16 protein-coding genes are annotated in these 26,032 nt (G+C 34.1%); 13 read left to right on the plus strand and 3 right to left on the minus strand.

The features are described 5' to 3' along the window. Positions 1–45: 45 nt before the first annotated feature. Positions 46–2,919 carry a DUF5060 domain-containing protein gene (locus C1H87_RS23465; protein ID WP_199769306.1) on the plus strand — a complete coding sequence of 958 codons (2,874 nt, stop codon included), beginning with the start codon at positions 46–48 and terminating at the stop codon, positions 2,917–2,919. Between the two features lie 293 nt (positions 2,920–3,212). Here the strand turns inward: C1H87_RS23465 and C1H87_RS18540 are convergent, their stop codons facing one another. Continuing rightward, positions 3,213–3,830 carry an RNA polymerase sigma factor gene (locus C1H87_RS18540; protein ID WP_102757246.1) on the minus strand — a complete coding sequence of 206 codons (618 nt, stop codon included), beginning with the start codon at positions 3,828–3,830 and terminating at the stop codon, positions 3,213–3,215. A gap of 105 nt (positions 3,831–3,935) precedes the next feature. Between C1H87_RS18540 and C1H87_RS18545 the strand changes: the two genes are divergently transcribed. The 6 genes from C1H87_RS18545 (at position 3,936) to C1H87_RS18570 (ending at position 13,895) form a co-directional block, all read left to right on the plus strand. Continuing rightward, positions 3,936–5,084, plus strand: a complete 1,149-nt coding sequence (locus C1H87_RS18545; RefSeq protein WP_102757247.1) for a FecR family protein — start codon at positions 3,936–3,938, stop codon at positions 5,082–5,084. A 270-nt stretch (positions 5,085–5,354) separates the two neighbouring features. Further along, entirely contained in the window at positions 5,355–8,897 is a 3,543-nt protein-coding gene (locus C1H87_RS18550) for a SusC/RagA family TonB-linked outer membrane protein (protein WP_158655272.1), read from the plus strand. An 11-nt stretch (positions 8,898–8,908) separates the two neighbouring features. After that, complete coding sequence (locus C1H87_RS18555; protein WP_102757249.1) at positions 8,909–10,339, plus strand: RagB/SusD family nutrient uptake outer membrane protein; 1,431 nt, start codon at positions 8,909–8,911, stop codon at positions 10,337–10,339. 12 nt (positions 10,340–10,351) lie between these two features. Beyond that, positions 10,352–11,080, plus strand: coding sequence for a cadherin repeat domain-containing protein (locus tag C1H87_RS18560; RefSeq protein WP_102757250.1), 729 nt, complete (start codon positions 10,352–10,354; stop codon positions 11,078–11,080). Between the two features lie 202 nt (positions 11,081–11,282). Beyond that, positions 11,283–12,668: a TlpA family protein disulfide reductase gene (locus C1H87_RS18565; protein WP_102757251.1), complete on the plus strand. Its 1,386-nt coding sequence runs from the start codon at positions 11,283–11,285 to the stop codon at positions 12,666–12,668. A gap of 18 nt (positions 12,669–12,686) precedes the next feature. Then, a complete protein-coding gene (locus C1H87_RS18570) occupies positions 12,687–13,895 on the plus strand; it encodes a thioredoxin-like domain-containing protein (protein WP_102757252.1) in 1,209 nt (402 codons plus the stop codon). Between the two features lie 150 nt (positions 13,896–14,045). Here C1H87_RS18570 and C1H87_RS18575 read toward each other — a convergent pair whose 3' ends face one another. Continuing rightward, on the minus strand, positions 14,046–14,318 hold the full coding sequence (locus tag C1H87_RS18575) for a hypothetical protein (RefSeq protein ID WP_102757253.1): 273 nt from the start codon (positions 14,316–14,318) through the stop codon (positions 14,046–14,048). Positions 14,319–14,635: 317 nt separating this feature from the next. On the opposite strand from C1H87_RS18575, the gene C1H87_RS18580 reads away from it, so the two are divergent. After that, positions 14,636–15,823 (plus strand): glycoside hydrolase family 88 protein, encoded by a 1,188-nt coding sequence (locus C1H87_RS18580; RefSeq protein WP_102757254.1) that lies wholly within the window; start codon positions 14,636–14,638, stop codon positions 15,821–15,823. Positions 15,824–15,947: 124 nt separating this feature from the next. Further along, positions 15,948–18,215 (plus strand): hypothetical protein, encoded by a 2,268-nt coding sequence (locus tag C1H87_RS18585; protein ID WP_158655273.1) that lies wholly within the window; start codon positions 15,948–15,950, stop codon positions 18,213–18,215. Positions 18,216–18,241: 26 nt separating this feature from the next. Here C1H87_RS18585 and C1H87_RS18590 read toward each other — a convergent pair whose 3' ends face one another. Next, entirely contained in the window at positions 18,242–19,126 is an 885-nt protein-coding gene (locus C1H87_RS18590) for an AraC family transcriptional regulator (RefSeq protein ID WP_102757256.1), read from the minus strand. Between the two features lie 178 nt (positions 19,127–19,304). Here C1H87_RS18590 and C1H87_RS18595 point away from each other — a divergent pair, with 178 nt between their 5' ends. The 4 genes from C1H87_RS18595 to C1H87_RS18610 all read left to right on the plus strand — a co-directional run bounded on the left by C1H87_RS18595 (position 19,305) and on the right by C1H87_RS18610 (position 25,656). Next, a complete protein-coding gene (locus C1H87_RS18595) occupies positions 19,305–22,598 on the plus strand; it encodes a DUF5107 domain-containing protein (RefSeq protein ID WP_102757257.1) in 3,294 nt (1,097 codons plus the stop codon). Positions 22,599–22,657: 59 nt separating this feature from the next. Beyond that, positions 22,658–23,230 carry an RNA polymerase sigma-70 factor gene (locus C1H87_RS18600; protein ID WP_102757258.1) on the plus strand — a complete coding sequence of 191 codons (573 nt, stop codon included), beginning with the start codon at positions 22,658–22,660 and terminating at the stop codon, positions 23,228–23,230. Positions 23,231–23,528: 298 nt separating this feature from the next. Beyond that, a complete protein-coding gene (locus tag C1H87_RS18605; RefSeq protein ID WP_102757259.1) occupies positions 23,529–24,866 on the plus strand; it encodes a BNR-4 repeat-containing protein in 1,338 nt (445 codons plus the stop codon). A 193-nt stretch (positions 24,867–25,059) separates the two neighbouring features. Continuing rightward, positions 25,060–25,656: an RNA polymerase sigma factor gene (locus C1H87_RS18610; protein ID WP_102757260.1), complete on the plus strand. Its 597-nt coding sequence runs from the start codon at positions 25,060–25,062 to the stop codon at positions 25,654–25,656. Positions 25,657–26,032: the final 376 nt, after the last annotated feature.

Genomic DNA, 26,032 nt, shown 5'->3' on the forward strand with positions numbered 1-26,032 from the left:
TTAACAACAAACCATGCAATTAGCATCCATTAAATTCATTACAAAATGAAAAAAGTATTTGTATTAGTAGGCGTATCATTTTTATTGCTTAATTCTGTTTTCTCACAAGAATCAAAGGTTTCTATAGAAGGCGAATTGAAAAAATGGCACAAGGTAACCCTTAGTTTTACGGGCGAACAAATGGCTGAAAATGGAGCAGAAAACCCATTTTTAGATTACAGGCTAAATGTAACATTCAAGAATAATGATAAAACCTATGTAATCCCGGGCTTTTACGCAGCCGATGGTGATGCCGGAGAAACAAGTGCAAACTCCGGAAGTGTATGGCAAGTAAGGTTTAGACCGGATGCTGTTGGAGCATGGACGTATCAAGTATCTTTTAGAAAAGGGAAAGCTATTGCTGTAAGCGATGATGCCAAAGCAGGAGATGCTGTGCAGTTTGATGGATTAAGTGGAAGCTTTTCAATTGAAAAATCAGATAAAACAGGTCGCGATTTTAGAGGGAAAGGCCGTTTAAATTATACCGATACCGGATATCTTCAATTTGAAGAGACCGGAGATTATTTTCTTAAAGGCGGCGCAGACAGTCCGGAAAGTTTTTTGGGGTATTATGAATTCGACCAAACTCCACCATCACATAAATATGAAGCACATGCCAGAGATTGGAAAGCTGGCGATCCGACCTGGAAAAATGGGAAGGGAAAGAATATTATCGGGGCGTTAAACTATTTGAGTTCTAAAGATATGAATGCCGTTTATTTTCTTACTATGAATGTGCAGGGCGATGGTAAGGACGTTTGGCCATGGAACGATGTTAACGAGCGTTACAGATTCGATTGTAGTAAACTAGATCAATGGGAGGTCGTTTTCGACCATATGGACAAGTTAGGGCTTATGCTTCATATTGTTACTCAAGAAACCGAGAATGAACTGCTATTGGATATAGGGCAATTGGGAGTGCAGCGAAAATTATATTACAGAGAGCTAATAGCGCGTTTTTCCCATCATTTAGGAGTTACCTGGAATTTGGGCGAGGAGAACGGGCCTTTACATTGGACGCCTAAGGGACAAGATGATAAAGACAGAAAAGCCATGGCGAAGTATATTAAAACGCACGATCCTTATAAAGGTTTAGTCGTTTTGCACTCGCATGCAGTAAGCAAAGCACAGGATTTATTTCTCGATCCACTTTTGGGATATGAGTATTTAGATGGACCTTCCATGCAAACACATCATCCAAAGGACGTACACGATAGGATCGTTAAATTTATTGATGCTTCCAATAAGTCTGGCAGAAGATGGGTGATTTGTCAAGATGAAATAGGGCCTGCAGATACAGGCGCCAAACCAGATGCAGACGATCCGGAGCATAACGACATTCGTGCTCAGGTACTATGGGGAACTTTAATGGCCGGAGGTGCTGGCGTAGAATGGTATTTCGGATACCGATATGCACACAACGATTTAAAATGTGAAGATTGGCGTTCCAGAGACCTGTTATGGGATCAAACAAAACATGCTTTAGACTTTTTTCAAAAATATGTGCCATTTACAAGCATGCAATCGGCTGATTATTTAACCAGTAACTCTAACGATTATGTGTTTGCAGAGAATGGAAGTACCTATGTGGTTTATCTGCCCAAAGTAGAAGAAACGAAAATAAATTTATATGGTTTTAATTCAAAATTCAATGTAAAATGGTATAACCCAAGAACAGGTGGAAATCTTGTAAAGGGAAGTAAAAAAATGATAAAAGGCGGAGGCGAAGTTTCCATTGGATTACCGCCTAATAGTGATAAAGATTGGGTGGCTTTAATTACCGTTGCAAAAAAAGCTAATTCTAATAAAACCTCGGGTAAAGAAGCCATTGTAACTCTAAATGCCCTATCTGATTTTGAAATTGATAAAGCGAGCAAAGCCGTTTATTATACCGATCAAGGAAATGGAGCATTAGCCATAGATGCTGCTAATAAATCACAAAGAAATAAGTTTGCAGCTGCAAAAAACATATTTAAAGGAAAAACAGGGCTTTATAAAGGTGTTTTCACAGCTATGGCTGAAAATGATGGTGAGTCTGTTTACAAAATAAAAATAAACGGAAAGGAAGTGGACTCACTGGTTAATCCCGAAACAGAATCTACCTTTTTAACCGCAAAACATAAATTGGAATTATATCTTCATAACAATGATATTATCGAGATATCATCAAAAGCCGTAACCAACGGAAAAATTCCAGAAAATGACGAAACAGCATGGTCTAGAGGAAGGTGGAATTCGTTAGTTTTAACCCCAAGTACGTTAGAAGTAGCCAATGCTTTAAACGATGTTGAACCATTTATTGAAAAAGGCGGTTATTTAGAGGTAGAAGCTGAGAATTTTCATAAAAAGAGCAACAATGGTACAAAGCGCGAGTGGTATGTTCGATCTAATAATGACAATATTCCGTTTTCGGGAGATACCATAGAAAATCATTCGGCTACAGCAAGCAAAAATGCTTACATTGAAGCTTTACCGGATACTAGAGTAACACATGATGATGAACTTATTGCAGGAGAAAATTTCTTTCCGGTTTCAGGCACTGGAGGAATAGTTTCTTATAAAGTAAAAATTAATACACCGGGTATCTACTATGTTTGGGCCTTGGCTTACTCTACCGGAACCGAAGATAACGGTTTGCATGTAGGTGTTAATGGTGAATGGCCAGAGCGTGGCGCTCGTATGCAATGGTGCGAAGGTAAGGATAGATGGACTTGGTCCTCGGCGCAACGTGTTCCAGAAAACCATTGTGGTGTTCCAAAAGCCATAACGCTTAATTTTGAAAAAGCTGGCGACTATGTTATTTCTTTCTCCATGCGCGAAGATGGTTTTGAGTTTGATAAATGGATATTGGTTAAAGACAAGGAGTTTATACCAGAATAAAGTCTTAAAACTTGTTATCTGAGATATAATATTAACGTAAATCTTGCTTAAGAATTCAAGGTGTTCCTCCCTTTTAAAAAGGGAGGTGGATCCCGATGAGATCGGGATTCGGAAGGTTATATTAGTTTGTTATTTTTAATAAAACGCCTCTTTCTTCCAATTTTTATCAAAATCGAAATTCATTTCTCGGCTTTAAATTAAAGAGGAGAGCACTGTGACAGTAAAAAAATAGTTCTGAAACAAGTCTGGGACACACACCGACATAAATTCTCTTATCCAAGATTCACGTAATATTAAGGCTTTACAAGGTTTTTGCCTATCTTTTTAATAGAGTGTTTTAAAAGTAGTACAACCAAGTATAAACTGTTTTTACTTTCTATTTCCTTACGTATAATCTTAAAGGCATTTCCCATTTGAACTTCTACGGTCTTAATTGAAATGTTTAGCTGTTCTGCTATTTCAGCATACTTAAGATGTTCGAATTTGCTTAACAGGAATATCTCTTTACATCTAGGAGGAAGCTTTTCTATAGCTTCTTGTACAAGCTTTATTTTTTTCTTTCTAATATCCTCATCCTCGGTAATCATTTGATTCAAACGCTTGTATAACCACCCATCCAGCATGGATTGTTCTCTTTTTTTCTTTCTGTACTTATCTACAAAAGTATTATAAGCCGTTTTTCGCAAAAAACTTGAAATGGAACTTTTTTCATCCAAACGCTCCCTTCCGTTCCATAATTTAATAAACGTATCCTGCAGAATATCATCAGTTTGCATCTGGTTTTTTGTGAAACTATTAATAAAAGCATTTAATTCCTTGCTATGCTCTGAATAAATAGCCTTAAACGCAAGCTCATCCCCCTTTTTTAAGGAGGCAACAGTTAGCGATATGTTTTGTTTATGTTTATTCATTCTTATGAGAACCGTAAATCTAACTAAAAAACTTTAAAACTTTTTTAAGATTTATATAAGGGTTTTTTTAACTCCAGGCGTAGATTATTAAAATAGATGTAAAAAATGACCGAAAGAATTGAGATATTAATAGTTAAATACTTTTCAGATAATCTGTCTAATGAAGAGCTGAAAGAACTTATATCCTGGGTAGAAACAGGGGATAATAAAAAAGAGTTTGATCACTACGTTAGTTTAAACTTCACCATAGAGGAACTAAAAAGTGAGAGTCATGATGGCTCTATATTATGGAAATATATTGAATCGAGCTTTAAAGCTCCTGTTAAAAGAACCAGATATTGGAAATATGCTGTGGCGGCTTCGGTTATGTTGATTTTGGGATTAACCTTCTTTTTTAATAGAAGTGAGGAACCAAAGGATATGCAAAAACCAGTTGTTGTAAATAATAATATAGAAGTTGGAACAGATAAAGCTATTTTAACTCTGGAAGATGGTACTAATATCGCATTAGAAAAAGGGAGTCAATATGCATCGGAAAATATTGAGAGCAATGGCGAGGAATTAGTTTACAATACTTCGAAAAGAGAAAAAACAGAAACAACTTATAACTATTTAACAGTTCCTAGAGGAGGTCAGTTTTTTGTACAGTTGGCAGACGAAACTAAAGTATGGTTAAACTCAGAATCTAAAATTAAATACCCAACATCTTTCATTAAAGGGGAGTTACGCCAGGTCGAACTGGTTTATGGAGAAGCCTACTTTGATGTGTCATCAAGTACAAATCATAACGGGTCTGAATTTAGAGTAAAACATCTTTCTCAGGACATTCAGGTTTTAGGTACTGAATTTAATGTAAAGGCCTATGGAGATGATAAAAACATCTTCACCACACTGGTAGAAGGTAAAGTAAATATTAGTACTAGAAATGGGAAGAAAATGTTAGAGCCAGGAGAACAATCTATTGTGAATTATAATGATGAAACCATCACAGTTTCTAAAGCAGATTTATATAGAGAAACGTCCTGGAAACAAGGGGTGTTCAGTTTTGAAGATAAGCCGCTTAAGGATATTATGAAAGTATTGTCGCGTTGGTACGATATGGAGGTTGTTTTCTTAAACCCAAAAATTGAAGATGTGTTGTTTTATGGGAAAATAAGAAAAGATCAGAAGATCGAGGATATTTTAGAGTCTATAAAAGACCTAAGCATGATAGAAAACTATGAAATTAATGATAAGACAATCAGCTTAAAATAAGAGCAATTTAGATATATAAACTACAAATCAAAAATAAATATTACTAACTCAAAAAACTACATGACTATGCTAGAAAATTACTACTGACCTAGAATCTTACATACAGGAAAAGAAAAAGGGAACATGATTATATCTCGCTAAAAATTTAAAACAATGTTCCCTAAGTGAGATTATTAATTAAATGTTTATTAACTAATAACATACAAATTTATGGAAATAAAATTAACCAATGTCTTTTTCAGTATTGGAAAAAGACTCTTAAAGACAATTATGAAAACCTTTATTTTATTAGTATGCACTTCGGTTTTTGCTATGTCGCCAGGATCTACATTTTCTCAAGAAAAAGTGACTATCGATGCAGATAAAAAAGTATCTGTTGATGAGGTTTTTAGAATAATTGACCAGCAAACAAACTATGCATTTATATATCAAAAAGGAATCTTTAATAACTTACCTAAAGTACAGCTAAGGAAAGGAGTTATTAGAATAAATAAATTATTGGAACAAACCTTGTCTAAAGACGATTATGTTGTAATAATAGGAGCTAATAACAATATTATTGTAAAGCGAAAATTTAAAATCCAAACACAAAAGATTTCTGGTAAAGTAACTGATGAATTCGGAGACGCATTAATTGGTGTATCTGTATTTGTTAAAGGAACAAATCGTGGTACTGCTACAGATTTTGATGGATTATATGAAATAAATGCAGATGAAAACGAAGTGTTGGTTTTTAGTTATCTAGGTTATTTAGATAAAGAACTCACTATTGGGCAAGACGTGATTTATGATGTAAAAATGAAGACTTCTTCTTTAGAACTTGACACCATAGAAATAGTTTCAACAGGATATCAAACGCTCCCTAAAGAAAGATCTACAGGATCTTTTGAAAGAGTAAATGAAAAGACACTAGATCTGAAAGTGAATCAAAACATCTTTGCTAAAATAGAAGGAGAAGTTGCAGGTGTAACTACAGACAGTGATGGAAACTTTATAGTAAGAGGACTTAGTTCTATTAGCGCAAATACGAACCCTCTGGTAGTAGTAGATGGTTTTCCTATAGAACAAGATTTTAGTTCAATAAACCCTAATGATGTAGCAAGTATTACCATTTTAAAAGATGCAGCAGCGGCATCCATTTGGGGTATACGTGCTACTAATGGTGTTATTGTAATTGTTACAAAAAAAGGCTCTAGAAATGGAAAATTAAAGATTAATGCCTCCCTTAACACGTCCATTACTCCAGAAGCTGATTTATTTGATGCCCGCTTGGGGGATCCTGCTACACAAGTAGCATACCAAACAGCATGGTTTAATCGTAGCAACCCTACTTCTGGTTTTTACAATGTAAATCAATTGTTTAATCCAAATGATTTCCAAACGGGTGCGCTACCAGTAATAAACCCTGTTGGTGAAACTTTATTAAGACAACTAAGAGGCGATATTACTGCAAGTGAAGCACAAACAAGATTACAAAATTTGTCTAACACAGATAATAGGAGAGAGTTTTTAAACCTTATTCATCGTCCAGCAATATGGAATCAGTATAATTTCTCTGCCTCTGGCGGTACAGAAATTTACAATTTTAGATCATCCATTAGTTATAATAAAAATCAAAAAGAAACAATAGGTACAGATAGAAGTCAATTTGTTATCAATTTCACTAATTCTTTTAATATTAGCTCTAAACTAACAGGAAGAGCTTCTGTGAATTTCTCACAAACAAAAGAAAATTTTGCTAATGGTACCATAAATGCAGGGCTTAGTCCTCTTAGAAATATAGGGAACATTGATGATGACTTTTTATCGGGAAGTAGCTATGATCCTGTTAGTTTCTTAAATAATGTGCCTATTACAAGCCGTATTCTTGATAACAATGGTAATTATGTACCGATGCCGTTTGGTCTTTCTGCATACAGTGCTGAAGCTTCTCAATATTTGTTAGATCAAGGATATTCCTATGGGTCTACTTATAACATTAAACAAGAGTTAGATAATGCAAATAATACGAGTCGCCAAACCGCACTACGTTTACAAACGGGCTTAAATTATAAAATATTAGAAGGTTTAGATTTTGATGCGAGTTATCAATATGAATGGTCTCATTTAAGATTAAGAGACTTACATAACGAAACTAGTTTTTACACTAGAACCAGAGTAAATAATCTAACCGAAGTTGATCTCAGTTCTGGTAGTCCAATTGTGGGTACCAAAGCTATACCAGATGGTGGTATTTTAGATTTATTTGGACGTGTAGAAAAATCGCATACATTTAGATCGCAATTAAATTACAACAAGACTTTTAGTGATAATAAACACCGTGTGGCGGCTATAGCTGGTTACGAGGTTCGTAAAACAATTTTAGATCAGAATTCAGATAGAAAATATGGTTTTAATGAACAATCACTTGTCTCTTCGCCACCAAATGTTGGTCAGGTAAACCCAACCATTCAATTCGGCTCTTTAGATCGACAAGTGCCAGATCGATCTTCTATTTATTTTGAAGAAAATAGATTTATATCATATTACGCCAATGCTTCTTATACTTATGATAATACATATACATTATCTGCTAGTACGCGTTTAGACGACACCAATTTATTTGGAGCCTCAGACAAATACAAGAATATACCATTATACTCTTTGGGTCTTAAATGGAACATAACAAACAACTTTTTCGTAAATAATGAAACCATTAATTCCTTACAGTTTAGAGCAACTTATGGAACTAACGGTAATGTAGATCGTACAACTAGTCCTTTCTTAATAATAAATAATTTTATTGGTTTTCCTCCTTTTAATGGACCAAGTTCTACGATTACCAGTTTACCCAATCCAGAATTGCGTTTAGAAAAAACACGCGCATTGAATTTGGGGTTAGATTATACTTTATTTAACAACACGGTTAAGGGAAGTATAGAATATTATATAAAAGATAGCGAAGACTTGTTAGCAGTTACAAGCGTTAATCCTACTCTTGGGGTGGCAGGATCCCTTATTAATAACGGTACGTTACGTAACGAAGGGATTGATGCTAATTTAAGCTTAAAAGTAATAAATACTGATAACTTTAAATATACTACAACAGGTAATTTTAGTATAAACACCAATACCTTAAAAAAAGTAGATGTTGTATCGAATGATCTTTTTGACTATTTACTTGGAGAAGTTGCTGTACCAGGCGCCTCTTTAAGAACGTTGTACAGCTACAATTTTGGAGGTTTAGATCGTAACGGAGCTCCTCAATTTGTAACTAATGATGGACGTATTCTAGATGCAAGGGCTTTTATTGATGATTCAGAAGACCTTATTGAAGAGGCATCTGTAATACCTAAATATTATGGGTCGTGGATCAATAATTTTGAATACAAAAACCTATATCTAAGAACATTAACATCCTTTAAGGCTGGGCATATATTTAGATTTGGAAATACTTATATACCAAGTGCTAGAGCTTTAAGTAATGTCCCTGCCGATTTTGCTAATCGTTGGCAAAACCCTGGAGACGAGAATATAACAAATATTCCTGCATTTCCAGAAGATGAGAGTAATAGCTCTTTGTTAGGTTACCAACAATATCAGTTTTCTGATGAACTTGTAGATACGGCTGCTCACATACGTTTAAGTCAAGTTAGTTTAGGTTATAATTTCAAAGAAGCTATTTTAAATAAACTTGGTATGTCGACGCTTAGTATAGGGTTACAAGCCGATAATATAGCTGTTTGGAACTTTAATAAATGGGATGTTGACCCAGAAAGCTCCTTTATTCCAAGAAGAGCTACCTATACTTTTAATATATCTGCATCATTTTAAAAACAAGACTCATGAAAAATTTTAAATATTATAGCATTCTATTTATAATAAGTATACTCACCGTAGTTTCTTGTGATCGTGAGGAATTCTTAGACATTCAACCTGTAGGAAGAATTATCCCTGCTACACTTGACGATTACAGACTCATGTTAGATAATGTACGATCGGGGTTTGGTGGCAATGCCAAAACAACCGGTTTTTCAAACAAGCACAGTTTGAGCAGGTTTCTAAGTGATAATGTAAAGCTTAATGTCGAAATTTTTAATTCAGCATTTAATAGCCAAAACGACCTTAGAGCTTATCTTTTTGATGATGCCATTTACGCACCAATAGAAAATGATACCGATTGGGATAACTATTATCAACACATTTATGTGTCTAATATTATTGCCGAAGGACTGGATGAGATTGAAGATTCGGCTAAAAAAAGAGCCTTAGAAGGAGAAGCTAGAATGCATAGAGCATTCGCTTATTTTAATCTTGTTAACCTATATGCACCACATTATAATAGCAATACCGCAAGTACAGATTTAGGAGTTCCTATACGTGAAGGTGTTGAGCTAACAGGTATAGACCTTACCAGAGCCACTGTGCAAGAGGTTTACGACCTCATTCTTGAGGACGTTCTATTTGCTACAACAAGTTTAGAGGACACACAGTCTGGAGCGCTTGTATTCAGACCATCAAAAGCTGCTGCTTTTAGTTTATTAGCACGTGTATACCTTTATCAAGCTAATTATACAGATGCATTAACTGCGGTTAATAATGCATTAGCTTTACAAAGTACACTTAGAGATATTAATAACGACCCGATAAATCCATTTGCTCCAGGGCTTAGATCATTTCAAGATTTCACTATAGATCCCGAAGTTGTTTGGTTTAAAGATGGGGGATGGGCTTTTGCTCTTAACTCACCTACTGATGAATTAATAAACCTATATGAAAATGGAGATGTGAGGAGAGAGTGGTACACTACGATGGCTAATCATGGTTTTATACAATCTGATTCGAATGAACTTGTGTATGCTGCTAGGTATTTTGGTTTTAATACTTCGTCAGACGCTATTAGTACAGCAGAACTTTATCTGATTCGTGCTGAATGTTATGCGCGTCTTGGAAATATTACTGAAGCAAATGATGATTTAAATACCTTGCGTATAAATCGTTTTACTCCTGCCACATATACTGCTATTAACATTACAGATGCTGCGGCTCTTTTACAGTTTGTTAAAGACGAACGCAGACGAGAAATGACTATGACGGCAGATCGTTTATTCGATATTAAGCGCTATAATCTTTTAGATAATGATGGGATATCAATAAATAGAGATTATAATGGACAAACAGTAACTGTAGCTGCGAACAGCAACAATTGGGTACTCCCGATTGGTCAAAAATACATTCTACTAAATCCAGAAATAGAACAAAACCCACGTGACTAAAAAACCATAAAGATGAAAAAACTTATATATATAATAATAGTACTTGGCTGTTTCTCTGCCTGTACTACAGAACATGTAAAGCCTTTAATTGTACAAACTGATGATTTCGTTGGAGAGCTTGCTATATCTGCGGTTGTAGGAGATACTATTGGCACTATTCCTGGCACATCCACTAAAGGTACAGTAACCTATACTATCAACTCTCAAACACCTGCGGATATTTTCTCTGTAGATGAAACCTATGGTGAACTTATTGTAGCATCTGATGCTGTTGCTAATTTACCCATTAACTCTATGGTAGTTCTTGAAGTTAGTGTGAGCAAAGAAGGTGTTTCCCAAATTTCAAATGTTGAAATAACGGTGGTACCTCCTCCAGTAGATGTTACGCCATGGGTAGGAACAGTACTAGTTACTCAAATTGATTTTTTCTCAGGACTTCCTGTTACAAAAGAAGTTCCTGCTACAGATATAGATAATGGGCAATTATTATTATCAGGTGGCGATCCTTTTGATTTATTCTGCGATGAAAACTCTGAAATAATTATAACATTTGGACAGCTGACTACAGCCACCGTGGGACCTGTAACTATAAGTCAGCCATTTATATGTTATGGAGGCACTAATTTAAATATAGATGGTACAGGAACCTATAATACAGAAACAAAGGAAATACTAATTGATTTTAATATTACTGGAGATTTCGAATTTCCAGGAAGTAGAACTATTACCCCTAAAGAGTAATTAAGTTATGTAAGTTAGGCGCCACAGTATTGTTTTTATGTGGCGTCTATATTTTAGTTGGCTTTTTACGATAACAGTTTATCGGTTCTCTATCCTTTATTTACTATTGGTGTTAATATTAACTCTTACAAACTATTGCATTTTGCAGGTTAGATTTTAGAATAATCTAATAACAATTAAAATCAAAAAAAAATTGAATTATATGAAAAAAATAATACTGGCAATTTGCCTTACAATAACAATACTTGCTTGTAAAGAGAAAGTCGTCTCTAAAGATTATTTAGTGTTTTCAGGTAAAATTGAAAATCATATAGGAGACGATTTTTCTCTTTATGTAAATAATAATGCGCCTATTAAGTTAAACAAAGATGGTAGTTTTAAAGATACAATTAGCTTGGAATCTGGACATTTTATGTTTAGTGATGCTGGGAAAAACCAAATGAAAATTTATCTAGAAAATGGAAACGATGTACACATCACTTATGATGCTAAAGATTTTAGGAAAACGCTAGCTTTTTCAGGAACGGGGGCTCCAGTTAATAACTATATACTTGCAAGAAATAGTATAAAGAAACAACAGGAAGATGCTATTAAAACAGATAGCATTGTAGTGCTTTATCAATTAGAAGAGTCTGCTTTTAAGGCAAGTCTATTGAAGCTAGAAGAAGCTTGCTTACAAGAATTGTTAGCAACTAAAGGTATTTCGGAAGTATATAAAGAACAGGAGAAACGAAATATTAATTATGAGAATTTATTTATGATTGATCAATACGAAAAGATGAATAAATTCATGGGCAACCCCGATTTCAAGGTTTCTGAAGGATTTACTGATGAATTGAAGACAGTAGATTATGAGAATAAAGAAGATTTTATGTTTTCAGAATCGTATAAAAATCTTGTTCAGATGTATCATTATGAAAAAGCTAAAGGAATAAGCGAATCAGAGTCTATTCCTCAAGATATTGCTAACTTAAAAGAAATTGCAACGATTCAAAATGAGTTTATAAAAAACAGTCTGTTATATGAAAGTGCTACGTATTATATGGATTACTCAAAAGATTTACAGGGTTTCTATGATGCTTTTATGTCAGGTTCTACAAATGAAAAGCACAAGTCTGAAATTACAAAAAATTACGAAATCTTAAAAAGCGTTGCTGCTGGGTCGCCTTCCCCCAAGTTTGTAGATTATGAAAATTTTGTAGGAGGTACCAGTTCTTTAGATGATTTTAAAGGTAAATACGTATTTATAGATGTTTGGGCTACATGGTGCGGACCTTGTATTGCTGAATTTCCTTATATAGATAAAATAGAAAAGGAATATCACGGAAAAAACATACAATTTATAACACTTTCTGTTGATACTCAAAAGAATCGAAAAAAATGGTATGATTTTGTAAAGGAAAAAAACCTTGATGGTATTCAATTATTAGCAGATAATGCTTTTGAATCTAAGTTTGTAAAAGATTATAACATAACAGGAATACCTCGATTTCTTTTAATCGATCCTAAAGGTAATATCGTTACCAATAATGCTCCAAGACCATCGAATCCAGAATTAAAAGCCCTTTTTAATAGTTTGCCTCTTTAAACTAAAAACATAATAAAAATGAAAAAAAACAATTATAAATACAGCCTGCTTATTCTTGTGTCTGGGTTGTTTATCCTTACGTCTGTAATGCTGAATGGATGTGCAGAAAAAAAAGAAAAACTAAAAGAAGACCACTTCCGAATTATTGGAAAAACGATTGGTATTGAAAATGGAAAACTTATTTTTTATAGAAATTTTAAACAAGATACGGTAATAGTTACTAACAGTAAATTTCAATACGAGGCTTCAATTGAGGGGATTAATACGGTTATAATAGCCGTAGAAACAGATACTATAAAAGGAGATTTTACAGATCCTACGAAATTTTCAAAAATACTTTATGTACAGCCTAAAGAAATGAGTTTAACTGTTGATGTTAAAAACATACAAGAGTCAAAATTAATAGGGAGCAATGTTCATGATGATTTTGAAAACTTAAATCAAAAACTTGCTCAAGCTAAAGAACCTTTTAAACCTGTTTTTGATGAGTTGGAAGAACTTTATAAAGACTATAAAAGTAATGAAGAAGCTATAGGTAAAATTTACAAGTCATTAGAATCTTTTTATCAAAAAGAAAAGGAAGCTAAATTTAACTTTATAAAAGCCAATCCAGAATCGTTCATAAGCTTAGAATTATTAGATGATTTAAAAGGGGATGTGGATATTAATGAAGCATCAGAAGCATACAAAAACTTGTCTGATGGTAATAAAAATTCAGAATTAGGTAAAAGCTTAGGAGATAATATTAAAGCATTAAAAAGAACTGCTGTTGGTAATATAGGCCCTCATTTTAAATCGAATGATGTAGATGGAAACCTTTTGGACTTAGCTCAATTTAAAGGAAACTATGTGCTTTTAGATTTTTGGGGGAGTTGGTGTGCACCTTGCCGTCAAAGTCATCCTCATTTACTAGAGGTATATTCAAAATATAAGTCAAAAGGCTTTGAAATTATAGGTGTTTCTGATGATGATACGCGAATAGAAGCTTGGAAAAAAGCTATAGAAGAAGATAAAATTGGAGTTTGGAAACATGTTCTTCGTGGTAAGCCAAAAGCTGGAGAAGAAAATGATGCTAACAAGATAGATTTAGTAAAGTTGTATGGTGTTAGTGGATTTCCAACTAAAATATTACTTGATGCAGAAGGCAAAATAGTACACAGATCTGTAGGCTATGACCCGTCTAGTACTTGGTTAGAGGATAAATTAGAAGAAGGATATACAGAATAAAGGATAATTATTTGAGTTAGTCAGTCAATCCACATCTCATTAATTTGAGGGTGGATTTTCTGCTTTAATATGGATAAGGTCGTTGAAACCCAAAAGAAACCTTTATGCATAAAATAATTATGCAAAAAAGCGGCTAAATGTAATCGTTGCTTAGTTACAATCGCAAGTAGGACGGTAATTAGCCGGACCTGCACCTATAATTCTGGTGTTGCAATGGCAATCCCTAAAAATACCGTCGTCACATAAAACACCTTCGCTAACGCATATTTCACCTCTAACATACTTTTTTCCGTTTATAACACAAGGATTGTTTACGGTGCATTTGCGTGTTTCACATTCTCCGCTACACCAAAAGAAATTAGCTCCAAAAACAACAACAATTACTGCCAAAACGGCTAAAATTACAAAATGTTTTGTCTTCATAATCAATAAGTTTTTAAGTTAAAAACTGTTAATCAATTACTTAAGGAGGTAAGTAAGGTACATAAAAAATAATAATAAGGAAAGAATTTTCTGTAATTTAGCATGGAATGACATGTAAACCTTACTAAATAAAAAAATAATTGGCATAGGGGTAATTGCAGCGATATTGATATAATTATATAATTAAGCAATATTGCTTCATAGCAAGATTATTTAAGTTTTGAGTTTAGTTTAAGAGTAGCATATCGGTAAGGGGTATGCTACTTTTTGTTTATTTATAAGGTACAGGATGTATCAAGTTAACATATAAAAGTAAAATGAAGAATTTTTTTATCCTACTATTGTCGATCGTTATACTTTATAGCTGTGAAAGTAAACCAGATCGCAAGTTTAATATTGAAGATGTAATATCTAAAACAGAAACCCAATTGACTTATGCCTGTAATATCATAAAAGCAAATACCTCTGGCACGAAAGTATTGCCCCGATCTGTTGAGGGTGATAAACTAATAATGGTTCCAACAAGCGATTGGACCAGTGGTTTTTTTCCCGGATCGCTTTGGATGATGCACGATTTAACCGGAGATAGTAAGTGGAAGGATAAAGCTATAGAATACACACACCTGTTAGAATCGCAGCAATATAATACGGGAACCCACGATGTTGGTTTTATGATGTATTGTAGTTATGGGCATGGGTATAAAACCACCAAAAACGAAAAGTATAAAGATATATTGATTCAAACCGCAAAATCGTTGGCCAGCAGGTATAACGATACGATTAAATGCACAAGATCTTGGGATCATTCTACAAATTTGTATACATATCCGGTTATTATCGATAATATGATGAACATGGAGCTGTTATTATGGGCAAGCAAGGCAACAGGTGATGATACTTATAAAAATATAGCGCTTAACCATGCCGATACCACAATTAAAAATCATTTTAGAGCAGATAACAGCTCGTATCATGTTGTTGATTATTCGCCAGAAACAGGTAAGGTTCTTCAGAAAATTACAAATCAAGGCTATGCAGATAATACGGCATGGGCCAGAGGGCAAGCATGGGGTTTATACGGATTTACGGTAATGTATAGAGAAACCGGTCTTAAAAGATATTTAGAACAGGCCGAAAAAATAGCAAAAGTAGTTATATCTTATCCAAATCTATCAGACGATAAAATTCCATATTGGGATATGAACGCTCCTAAAATCCCAAACGAGCCAAGAGACGCGTCTGCAGCAGCCATTACAGCTTCTGCTTTATACGAACTTTCGGGGTTTTCATCTCATAAAGAAACCTATTTGGAATTTGCTAACCAAACCCTAAGTACACTTGTTTCAGATAACTATTTAAATAAGGTAGGTACCCATCATGGGTTTTTATTAGATCATTCAACAGGTAATATGCCTAAAAATTCAGAAATAGATGTACCAATAGTATATGCAGATTATTACTTTTTGGAAGCCCTAAAACGTAAGAAAGAATTACATGGAAAGTGAGGCTAATTCACGTTTTTCGGATGTTTTTTGGTTGAATGCATTGGTGATAAAAAAAAGAATTCTATATTAGAGAACTAAAACCATTATAGAAAAACCAATTACTAACCTTTAAATATAAATTTTTATGTCCCTAATCAAAAATTTCCGTTTTAGAATAATCTATCGATCAATATTATTAGTATTTACATTTTTAATCGTTTCATGTGCAGAAAAGCAAGATTCGAAAGATCTAACATTGAGTACCTCTAAATTTGAAGTTAAGTTCACTAATTCAGGTACTATAAGTCAGGTGATGTTCCACGACAATAAACAAGTAAGGAAAGTAAAGGGAAATTCGTTATTAAAGAACTGCAAGGTTATTAAGGTTAATGCAGAAAAAATATCTGAAGCAGTTATAGAGTTTCATAAAGTCCTTCGAGATACTTTGTCGAACAGTAGTGTAGAGCTTAAAGAAACATTTACAGTTTCTAAAGAAAGTTTAAACTGGGTTATCACAGTTTTGGATGCAGGCGAATTTTGGTCGACACCTATCGAAACCGTTTTGCAATACCCAGTATCTGATAAAGTAAAATTATGGGCGCCATGGGGAGACCCCAGAGGGGACACTAGTGGCGGCGGAACAAATAACAAGCAAATAGCCGATGCTATTATTAACTCAGGAGATTTAAGTAGCTTAACCAGTTGGGAAGATCCTTTGGTAGCGCAACCGGTAACAAATAAACTTTGGCATTATGGGGCGCCAAGATACCAATATGATGATTCTGGTGTTTTGTATTGTCCGTTTCAAGGTGATGTCATTAACATGCCTATGATTAGTTTTTTTGAAAAAGATCATGATATGGGGTTAAGTTTGATTTTATCTCCAGAAGATACATTACTCGATATAAACCTTGAAACTAAAAAGGATGGAACAGTTAAGTTTTCCAGATTCAATCATCGAATAGGTGGTGGTAAAGTCTTGAGGTTTTCAATGGATTTAGTACCACATCAGGCAGATTGGAGAAGCAGTCTTGGTTGGATGGTAGAACGTTACAGATCTTATTTTTACCCTACCAATCCATTAGCTAAAGAAATATCGGGAACAGGAGCTTACTCAAATAGTGATGCTGAGTTTGATGTTGCTAAAATGAAAAAGATGGCATTCCGTGTAAATTGGAGAGCTTCCTTTGATTTTCCTTACATGGGTATGTTTATTCCTCCTGTAGACAAAAATGAGGTATGGTCTAGTTTTGTAAGAGAACGTGGTGGTGCAAGTAGTAAATCAACTTCGATCTCTAAAATGAGCGACTATAGTAAGAATATGGACGATAAAGGGTTTTATGTTTTAAATTATTTTAACGTCACTGAATTTGGAACTCAGATAAAATACCCAAAACCAGCACCCAAAAAATCTGGAGCTTCAATGTGGTTAGATGCTAATGATTATTTATATGAGCATCTTGCAGATGCTATGCTTTTTGTGCCAGATAACCAAAAGCCTGTTGTAGATAAAGATGTTTATAACACCGAACCGGGCAAGCCTTTTTGGACTTGGGAGAAAGCTGTAGTTATGGATCCTGGTGTAAAGAGTTATCAGGACTTTTTAGTTGACCAGGCAAATAAGCTCGTAACAGAATTACCAAATTCTTATGGTATTTGTATTAACAGAATGGATTGGACACGTTTTTATAATCATAAAACAGACGATGGTGTAAGCTGGATGGGAGATCAACCAGTAGGTTCTATGTATGTATCATGGATGAAAATAATGGAAAAACTAGATCCTGTTTTTCACGACAACAATAAAGTTATTTATGCAAATAATCATGTAAAGCGTATTGAACAATTAAAATATGTAGATGGTCTTTTTGATGAGTTTACCTATGCAGGAGCTTCGTTAAATGCCGTGGCACTTTTAGGAAATCAAAAACCTGTATTGGGCTGGATAAGTAACGATAAGCAATTAACGCCTGACTCTGATGAGGTTATGCAAAAGTTTTTATATATGGGCGTATTCCCAATGGCTCCATTCCCTGAAAACGATCATTCAATCCGTCCAAGTAAACTTGCCGATAAGGTTTATTTAGATTATGGACCGTTATTCAACCAATTAAGAGGTAAGGAGTGGGTTTTAGAGCCTCATGTAATATCTACTAAAGAAAATGCCAAAGTAAACCTTTTTAAAAGTTTTGGAGGGTACACTATTCCGATTACGCATGTTAAAGAAGCACAATTAGTAGAGGTAAGGATTAAGAAAAAGGAGCTTGTTAAAAACGATCTTAAGGTTTATGCCTACCATCCGGGAGATGAAGATCCTATTGTAGTGCCAACTGAAGTTGTAGACGGTGAATTAAAAATAGTAGTGCCTATAAAAAGAGGTTGTGCCGTTTTAAAAATTAATAAAGCTCAATAATATCGTAACAGGTATGGTATCACTTTTTAAATAGCCTTATAAATGGAAACGCGATATTGAGAAGGCGACTTGCCTATTACAGTCTTAAATATTCTAGAAAAATAAAAAGCATCATCATAGCCAACATTGTTGGCTATGATGTTTATTTTTAAATTACTAAATTCTAACAATGAACAGGCTTTTTGCATACGCATAAATATAAGATACTCTATAGGAGAGTAGGCAGTCTTCTTTTTAAATAACAGGCATAGATGAGATACAGATATACTACAGTAGTCTGCTATTTCAGATAAACTAAGCTTTTTGTGTAAATTACTTTTTATAAAAACGATGGCTTTCGAAACAACGTCTTGTTGTTTTATTTCTTTAATTTTTTGAAATTGGGATAAGTATTTAAAAGAGCCTAATAGATGCATAAGTAAAATGCTACTATACTCCATGTTTTGATCTGAGTACCCAGCATCAAGATTAAAATATATTTCTTCGAATAATTCAATTCTATCCTTAAACCGGGAAACATTAGTTTCTTTTAATTCCCGAGGATAATCCAGTGGGTAAACAAAAGCCTCAGCCTTATCTCCTAAAAAATGCATCCAATAGATTGTCCATGGCGTATTAGGGTCTGCTGCATAAGTGTGAGGTGTTTGTTTTGGGATTATAGAATACTTGTTCTTTGAAAGATGTTGTTTCTTCCCATCAATTTCGATCCATCCCTTTCCATCAACACAAAAAATAAGAATATGTTCGTCACTCCCATTCTTTCTGGATCTATAGTGGTGTTTCCCATTTGGAAAATAACCAATGTCTGTAATGTACAGATAATTGGTTAAACTGTTCTTTTTTAATTTTTTCTTAACCTTTTTAGGAAGAACCAATAATTTTTGCCCCTCAAACCTATCTTTTTTTCTCATTTCTAAGTTTTATTAAAAATAAGAATATAATCCATCATTAACGAAAAATAGTCTATTCTTTTTCATGAAGATGTGTTATATGTTTGTATAGCATCAAGCCAAATAGAACAATTATATAAGGCAGATGTATTTAAAAGATATAAATAACATCATTGTAAAATAATACAGTTTAGAAGTAATGAGTGTAAAAGTTTGGTCGGAGAAAGTTAGTATTCCAACGTATGAAATTGGAGAGCCAGAAAAGAACCCAATGTTTTTGGAAAAAAGAGTTTACCAAGGAAGCAGTGGAAAAGTATACCCCTTTCCCGTAATAGAAAAGATAAGCGATGAGAAAGTAGACAAAGAATGGCTAGCTTGTTTTTTAGAGAATGACTATGTTAAAATAATGATATTGCCAGAACTTGGAGGGCGTGTACAAATGGCTTACGATAAAATGAAGAAAAGGCATTTTGTGTACTATAACGAAGTCATTAAGCCAGCCTTAGTAGGTCTTGCCGGACCCTGGATTTCTGGAGGTATAGAGTTTAATTGGCCACAACACCACCGACCAAGTACTTACGATCCTGTAGATTTTTATATAGAAGAGAACGAAGACGGAGGGAAAACGGTTTGGTGTAGCGAAATGGAACGTATGACGGGTACTAAGGGAATGGCAGGTTTTAAACTTTATCCCGATAAGGCTTATCTGGAAATTAATGTGAAGTTGTATAACCGGACTTCTAGACCCCAAAGTTTTTTATGGTGGGCAAATCCGGCAGTAGCCGTAAATGACGATTATCAATCTGTATTTCCACCAGATGTTAATGCCGTATTCGATCATGGTAAGCGTGATGTTTCGGAATTCCCAATCGCTAAAGGAACCTATTATAAATTCGATTACTCGCCGGGAACAGATATTTCTCGTTATAAAAATATTCCAGTACCAACATCGTACATGGCAATTAGATCCGATTATAATTTTGTTGGAGGATACGAAAACGATTCAAAGGGAGGTTTGCTACACGTAGCCAATCATCATGTGTCGCCCGGCAAAAAGCAATGGACGTGGGGGAATGGTGATTTTGGAATAGCATGGGATAGAAACCTTACTGATAAAAACGGACCCTATATAGAGTTAATGTGTGGTGTTTATACCGATAATCAACCGGATTTTTCATGGCTAATGCCTTACGAAGAAAAAGCATTTACACAGTATTTTATGCCTTACCAAGATATTGGTGTTGTTAAGAATGCCTCCAAAGATGCCATGTTGAATTTGGAGTTTAAAGACAATAAAGCAATTATTAAAGTATATACCACTGGGGTATTTCCAAAAACAGCTGTAAAACTGGAAGTAGACAACTCGGTTATAGATGAGGCGTACTTCGATTTTAAACCAGGAACGTCCTATTATAAGGAAATAACATTGCCCGAGGGATCTTCCAGCCATGAATGTTACATTTCGGTAGTTTCAGAAGAAGGCCGGGTTTTAATCGATTGGAAACCAGAAAAAGAAAAGGACAGTACAATTCCAGAGGCAGCAAAGCCAGCTAAATTACCGGCAGATATTGAAACTAACGAAGAATTATATTTAAATGGTCTTCATTTAGAGCAATACAGACATGCTACTTTTAATCCAGAAGATTATTATAAAGAGGCTCTAAAAAGAGACTCCAATGATATTCGTTGTAATAACGCTATGGGGCTTTTATTGCTTCGTAAAGGGAAATTTGCAGCAGCAGAGACCTATTTTTCACAAGCGTATAAAAGACAAATAAACCGTAACCCAAATCCTTATGATGGCGAACCGCTATTCAATTTAGGTTTGTCTTTATACTATCAAGGGAAGTACGATGAAGCCTACGGAGCATTTTATAAATCTGTGTGGAATGCGGCATATATGGATTCGGGTTATTTTCATATAGCACAAATAGATGCGATATATGGCAATTGGGATGCGGCTTTAGATACCGTTCAAAGGTCGTTGTTACGAAATTGGAGTAACCATAAAGCTAGACATTTAAAAGCTGCGATTCTTCGTAAAAAAGGACTAAACAAAAAAGCTAAGGCGTTAATTGATGAGTCTTTGGACTTCGATCGTTTCAATTTCGGAATGTATTTCGAAAGTCATTTATTGGGAGATGACCAAGCAAAATCCCAAATGAAAGAATTAATGCGCGATAGCGCTCATAATTATATTGAAATAGCTCTCGATTATGCAGGAGCTGGTATGTATACCGAAGCCATCCAATTGCTAGATTTGTATTTAACCGAGGCCGACCAAGTATATCCAATGTCTCTCTATTTTAAAGGATACTTTTTATCAAAAGAAGGAAAAGAAGCTGCAGCCCTAAAAGCAATAGAACAAGCTGAGACATGTAGCCCTAATTATTGTTTTCCTCATAGAGTTGAAGCAACTCTAGCACTGGATTTGGCTATGAAGATTAACCCAGAAGGTGCAAGAGCATCTTATTATCTAGGGAATTTTTGGTACAACGCAAACCAGTATGAAGATGCTGTTAAATGTTGGGAAGCATCCATATCCAGAGACGATACATTTTCTATAGCTTTTAGAAATTTGGCTTTGGCATATTTTAATAAAATGGAAGAAAAGGAAAAAGCATTAGATGCTTTAGAAATGGCTTTTGAGCTAAACCCAAAAGATTCCCGAATATTTTTAGAGCGTGATCAATTGTACAAGCGGTTAAATAAATCTGTTGCGTTTAGGTTTGAACAATTCGAAAATCATTTGGACCTGGTTAAAGATCGTGACGATTTATACATAGAATGGGTATATCTGTATATACTAAATAATGATTATGCTAAAGGTTACGAATTAATCATGCAAAGAAAATTCCATCCTTGGGAAGGAGGGGAAGGTAAAGTTACTACGGCCTATGTTGCTTGTTTAATAGGTTTAGCTAAAGAAAGCATTCAAAATAAAAACTTTGAAGAAGCACGTGCTTATTTAGAAAAAACTAAAACATATCCTCATAATCTTGGAGAAGGAAAGTTACAAGGTGCTCAGGAAAATGAAATTAATTATTGGTTAGGTTGCGCGTATGAAGGCTTGGGAGATTTAGAAAAAGCACGCGATTGTTGGACAGAGTCTTCTGTTGGAGTGGACGAGCCTTCAATAGCTTGGTTTTACAACGATCAACAACCAGATACTATCTTTTATCAAGGATTAGCATTATTAAAATTAGGAAAACAGGATGATGCAGTAGTTAGGTTTGATAAGTTAATAGATTATGGGAATTCCCATGTAACAGATAAGATTAAGATTGACTATTTCGCTGTGTCATTACCAGATTTAACAATTTGGGACGAAAGTTTAAGCTTGAGAAATAAATGTCATTGTTATTATTTAATGGCACTAGGCTATAAAGGAAAAGGAGATAATCAAGGGTTCGTATCATGCCTTGAAAAAGTTAAGGCTTACGATCAGGCTTATTTAGGAGCAACTTTGAATGAATTGGTATATGAATCTTGATGGTTAAAAGAAGTTATGTTGTAACAGGTAGTTTAATGATTAAAAAAACGTAGAATAAAATGATAAAAGCAGCTCCCAGATTAGATTCAGATAAACTTTTGGTTATTGAGCTTAAAAACGGTTGTATAGAAGCTTATGATCAATTATTTAAAAAGTACAATAATAAGTTATTTTATTTTGCGCTAAACTATTTAAACTCTACCGAAGAGGCAGAGGGTGTAGTTCAAGATGTTTTTGCCAAGGTTTGGGAAAAGAAAAGAGCACTTAAAATAGAATATTCATTTAAAGGTTATATTTTTACTATAGCATATAATTTTATAAAGAAAGTTTATATTAGACGATGCAGGCAACGGGATTATTTAATTGCGGAAGAAAGAAAGAGTTATGCCGATTTAGATACCATTGAAAAATTGGATTATGGTTTTACGATGGAAAGACTAAAAGGGTTAATTTCTAAAATGCCAGAACGAAGAAGAGAAACTTTTACAAAAAGTAGACTTGAAGGGTTATCTATAAAAGAGATAGCGCAAGACATGAATGTTAGTCCAAAAACAGTTGAAAACCAAATAGGTTATGCATTAAAGTTTATAAGATCGAATTGGCATTTAGAAAAAGCTTCTGGGATGTACTAGGAGCAATTAAAATAGCGTAGATTAATCTATTTTTAAACTCACGTTAATTAAAGATTGTATCAAAAAAATATAATTAACGTGAGTTCGACGTAATCATAATGTTATTATGTTGAATGTCAATTATTTAATTTAAGTGTCGGGTTGAGCGCAGTCGAAACCTATTTAAAATTATAGGTTTTAATGACCTTTCGACTGCGCTCAAGGTGACAAGTAACATTTTTAGTGTATTTATCGTTAAAATTAGACTGCTTTTAAATCGAACTCACGTTAATTAGCTATTTATCTTAAATAATTATTTATGAAGTATTACCATGTTTTTATGTTTTGCACATTAATTCTTTTTTGTGCTTGTAAACAAGAAAAGAAAACTAAAGAATTAACAGATCTGGCCCCTAAGCCATTAGATACAATCATAACTCTTACAGATGATGGCGCTTGGTGCTGGTTTTCAGATCCCCGAGCTATATATACACATGGTGATCAACCAGGAGTTTTAACAGGTTGGGTAACAGCAGATGGAAGTATTGAGGTTGCTAAAATAAATTCTGAAGGTGCTATAAAGAAGCAGACTTTATCGCAAAAGTTAGATAAAGACGATCATGCCAATCCGGCATTTGTAGAGCTTGTTAATGGTGAGAATATGGTGTTTTTTACAAAGCATTTCGATTCTTATGTAAGGTACCATTCCAGTATAAACAATAAGGATAGTTTGTTTGGAGCATCTGTTCACTCCGATCCCTTTGATGATAAAGAATTAGAAAAGTTTCCGTTAAAAAGAACGACCTATGCCAATCCATATGTTTTAGAAGAAGAAGCGGGAAAGCTGTTTTGTTTTGGACGATGGACAGGTTTTAAACCTAATTTTATGGCATCTACAGATCATGGCAAGACCTTTTCAAAAGCGAAAGTATTAATAACCAATTATCCTTTTGATGGCGAGAACAGGCCATATGCAAAGTATTACTCAGATGGAAAGTCCAAAATACACATTCTTTTTACAGACGGACACCCAAGAAACGAACCTACCAACTCCGTTTATTATGCTTATTACGAAAAAGGCTCATTTTGGAGAGTTGATGGCTCAAAAATTTGTACCATTGAAACATTGCCTTTCGAGCCCAAAGATGCCTCATTAGTATATCAGGCAGATGCAGAAAAAGGAAAAAGTTGGGTATTTGATATTGCATCAGACAATCAGGGAAACCCTGTAATACTTTATGCAAGATACCCAGATGATGAACACCACATCTATCATTATACAAGATATGATGGAGAAAAATGGATAGATTCCAGAATATGCGATTCAGGAAACTGGTTTCCTCAAACGCCAGAGAATACCGTAGAGCCAGAACCTAACTATTCGGGGGGAATGGTTATAAACCCTTTAAACTCAAATATTATTTATACCTCTGAGAAAGTAAACGGAATATTCGAAATTGTAAAATACACCCTGAACGACCAAGGCGGTATTATTGATAAAAAACCAATTACAACAAATTCAAAGTATGACAATGTACGTCCATTTGTTCCTAGAAATATGAAAGAAGGCGATACCGAAGTCGTTATATGGATGGAAAATGAAAAGTATATTCACTATACAGATTATAAAACCGCTATAAAAATGTATAAGAAGTAGTTTTTTACAGATTAACTTGAAAATAAGTTATTTACACTTTTAAATTGATTTTCACAGGTTGTTAAATATGTATAGCGTGTAATTATTTAAGTAAAAAATTACAAAAATCTCAAAAATATAGCGATTTATCCTAAAATAATAAGGTGATATGATATAATTGTTATATTTGTCTTAATGGCAAATATTTAACAAAATGAATAATCCTGATTATAGTAATGCTGATAAAGCATTAATTAAATCCTTGAAAAAGGGAAGGATTGATGCATTCAAAGCGATCTTTAGGCTTTATGAAAGACGTTTGTATTATTTTGTGTTTTCTTATGCCAAATCTGAATACATAGCAGAAGAAATTACTCAGGAAATCTTTATAAAAATATGGGAGGAAAGAGAAAAAATAGATCTCAATAAATCCTTCCATTCCTATATATTCACATTAACAAAAAACAGAACCTTTAATTATTTAAGAGATGCTTCCAGAAGAGAAGTTATAAGAAAAGAACTCTGGAATAATGTTTCTAAAGAATATGAACATATCGAAAACAATTTGTTTTATTCAGAATATCAAAAAGTAATAGAAGATATCGTAGAAGCATTACCTCAATCTAAGAGGTCTGTTTATAGGCTTTCAGCACAACAAGGGAAAAGTCATTCTGAAATAGCATCGTTACTTGGACTTCAAATAAAAACGGTTAAAAACCACTTATGGAAAGCAAAAGAAACTATAAAGTTACAATTGCGACCACACGTGGAAAATATTATAAAGTTTTTATGCCTCTTCTTCTTTTCATAGCCTGATATATTCTTTTCTAGTGTCAGGTTGAGCCTTTTGTCTGCGCTCAAGACAGGCTAAAGTCGAAACCTCTTTATTCATTGATGCTAAAAAGTTCTCGACTGCGAACAGACATAAATTTCCTTAACTAAATGACATTGCCCTCAAGGGGACAATTTTACCGAGTGAGATTCCTCCCTAGAGGGAGGATTAAGGAGGGGGTCTTTAAATACAAAATATTAGTTATTTGTCATTCCTGCAAAAGCAGGAATCCACTTGTTTGCTAAAACCCATTCATAAATTCACCTATTTACTTTCATAATAGATTCCTGCTTTTGCAGGAATGACAGATCAAGTATCAACTAATTTATAATTAAATACCTATTCAAAATAAAAA

Source organism: Flavivirga eckloniae (assembly GCF_002886045.1).
Taxonomy (GTDB): domain Bacteria; phylum Bacteroidota; class Bacteroidia; order Flavobacteriales; family Flavobacteriaceae; genus Flavivirga; species Flavivirga eckloniae.

Excerpts from the sequence above, each read along its gene's own strand:
- C1H87_RS18545 (WP_102757247.1), top strand. The coding sequence starts at position 3,936 with ATGACCGAAAGAATTGAGATATTAATAGTTAAATACTTTTCAGATAAT.
- C1H87_RS18605 (WP_102757259.1), top strand. The coding sequence starts at position 23,529 with ATGAAGTATTACCATGTTTTTATGTTTTGCACATTAATTCTTTTTTGT.
- C1H87_RS18550 (WP_158655272.1), top strand. The coding sequence starts at position 5,355 with ATGAAAACCTTTATTTTATTAGTATGCACTTCGGTTTTTGCTATGTCG.
- C1H87_RS18575 (WP_102757253.1), bottom strand. The coding sequence starts at position 14,318 with ATGAAGACAAAACATTTTGTAATTTTAGCCGTTTTGGCAGTAATTGTT.
- C1H87_RS18595 (WP_102757257.1), top strand. The coding sequence starts at position 19,305 with ATGAGTGTAAAAGTTTGGTCGGAGAAAGTTAGTATTCCAACGTATGAA.
- C1H87_RS18565 (WP_102757251.1), top strand. The coding sequence starts at position 11,283 with ATGAAAAAAATAATACTGGCAATTTGCCTTACAATAACAATACTTGCT.
- C1H87_RS18570 (WP_102757252.1), top strand. The coding sequence starts at position 12,687 with ATGAAAAAAAACAATTATAAATACAGCCTGCTTATTCTTGTGTCTGGG.
- C1H87_RS18560 (WP_102757250.1), top strand. The coding sequence starts at position 10,352 with ATGAAAAAACTTATATATATAATAATAGTACTTGGCTGTTTCTCTGCC.
- C1H87_RS18580 (WP_102757254.1), top strand. The coding sequence starts at position 14,636 with ATGAAGAATTTTTTTATCCTACTATTGTCGATCGTTATACTTTATAGC.
- C1H87_RS18585 (WP_158655273.1), top strand. The coding sequence starts at position 15,948 with ATGTCCCTAATCAAAAATTTCCGTTTTAGAATAATCTATCGATCAATA.
- C1H87_RS23465 (WP_199769306.1), top strand. The coding sequence starts at position 46 with ATGAAAAAAGTATTTGTATTAGTAGGCGTATCATTTTTATTGCTTAAT.
- C1H87_RS18555 (WP_102757249.1), top strand. The coding sequence starts at position 8,909 with ATGAAAAATTTTAAATATTATAGCATTCTATTTATAATAAGTATACTC.
- C1H87_RS18600 (WP_102757258.1), top strand. The coding sequence starts at position 22,658 with ATGATAAAAGCAGCTCCCAGATTAGATTCAGATAAACTTTTGGTTATT.
- C1H87_RS18590 (WP_102757256.1), bottom strand. The coding sequence starts at position 19,126 with ATGAGAAAAAAAGATAGGTTTGAGGGGCAAAAATTATTGGTTCTTCCT.
- C1H87_RS18540 (WP_102757246.1), bottom strand. The coding sequence starts at position 3,830 with ATGAATAAACATAAACAAAACATATCGCTAACTGTTGCCTCCTTAAAA.
- C1H87_RS18610 (WP_102757260.1), top strand. The coding sequence starts at position 25,060 with ATGAATAATCCTGATTATAGTAATGCTGATAAAGCATTAATTAAATCC.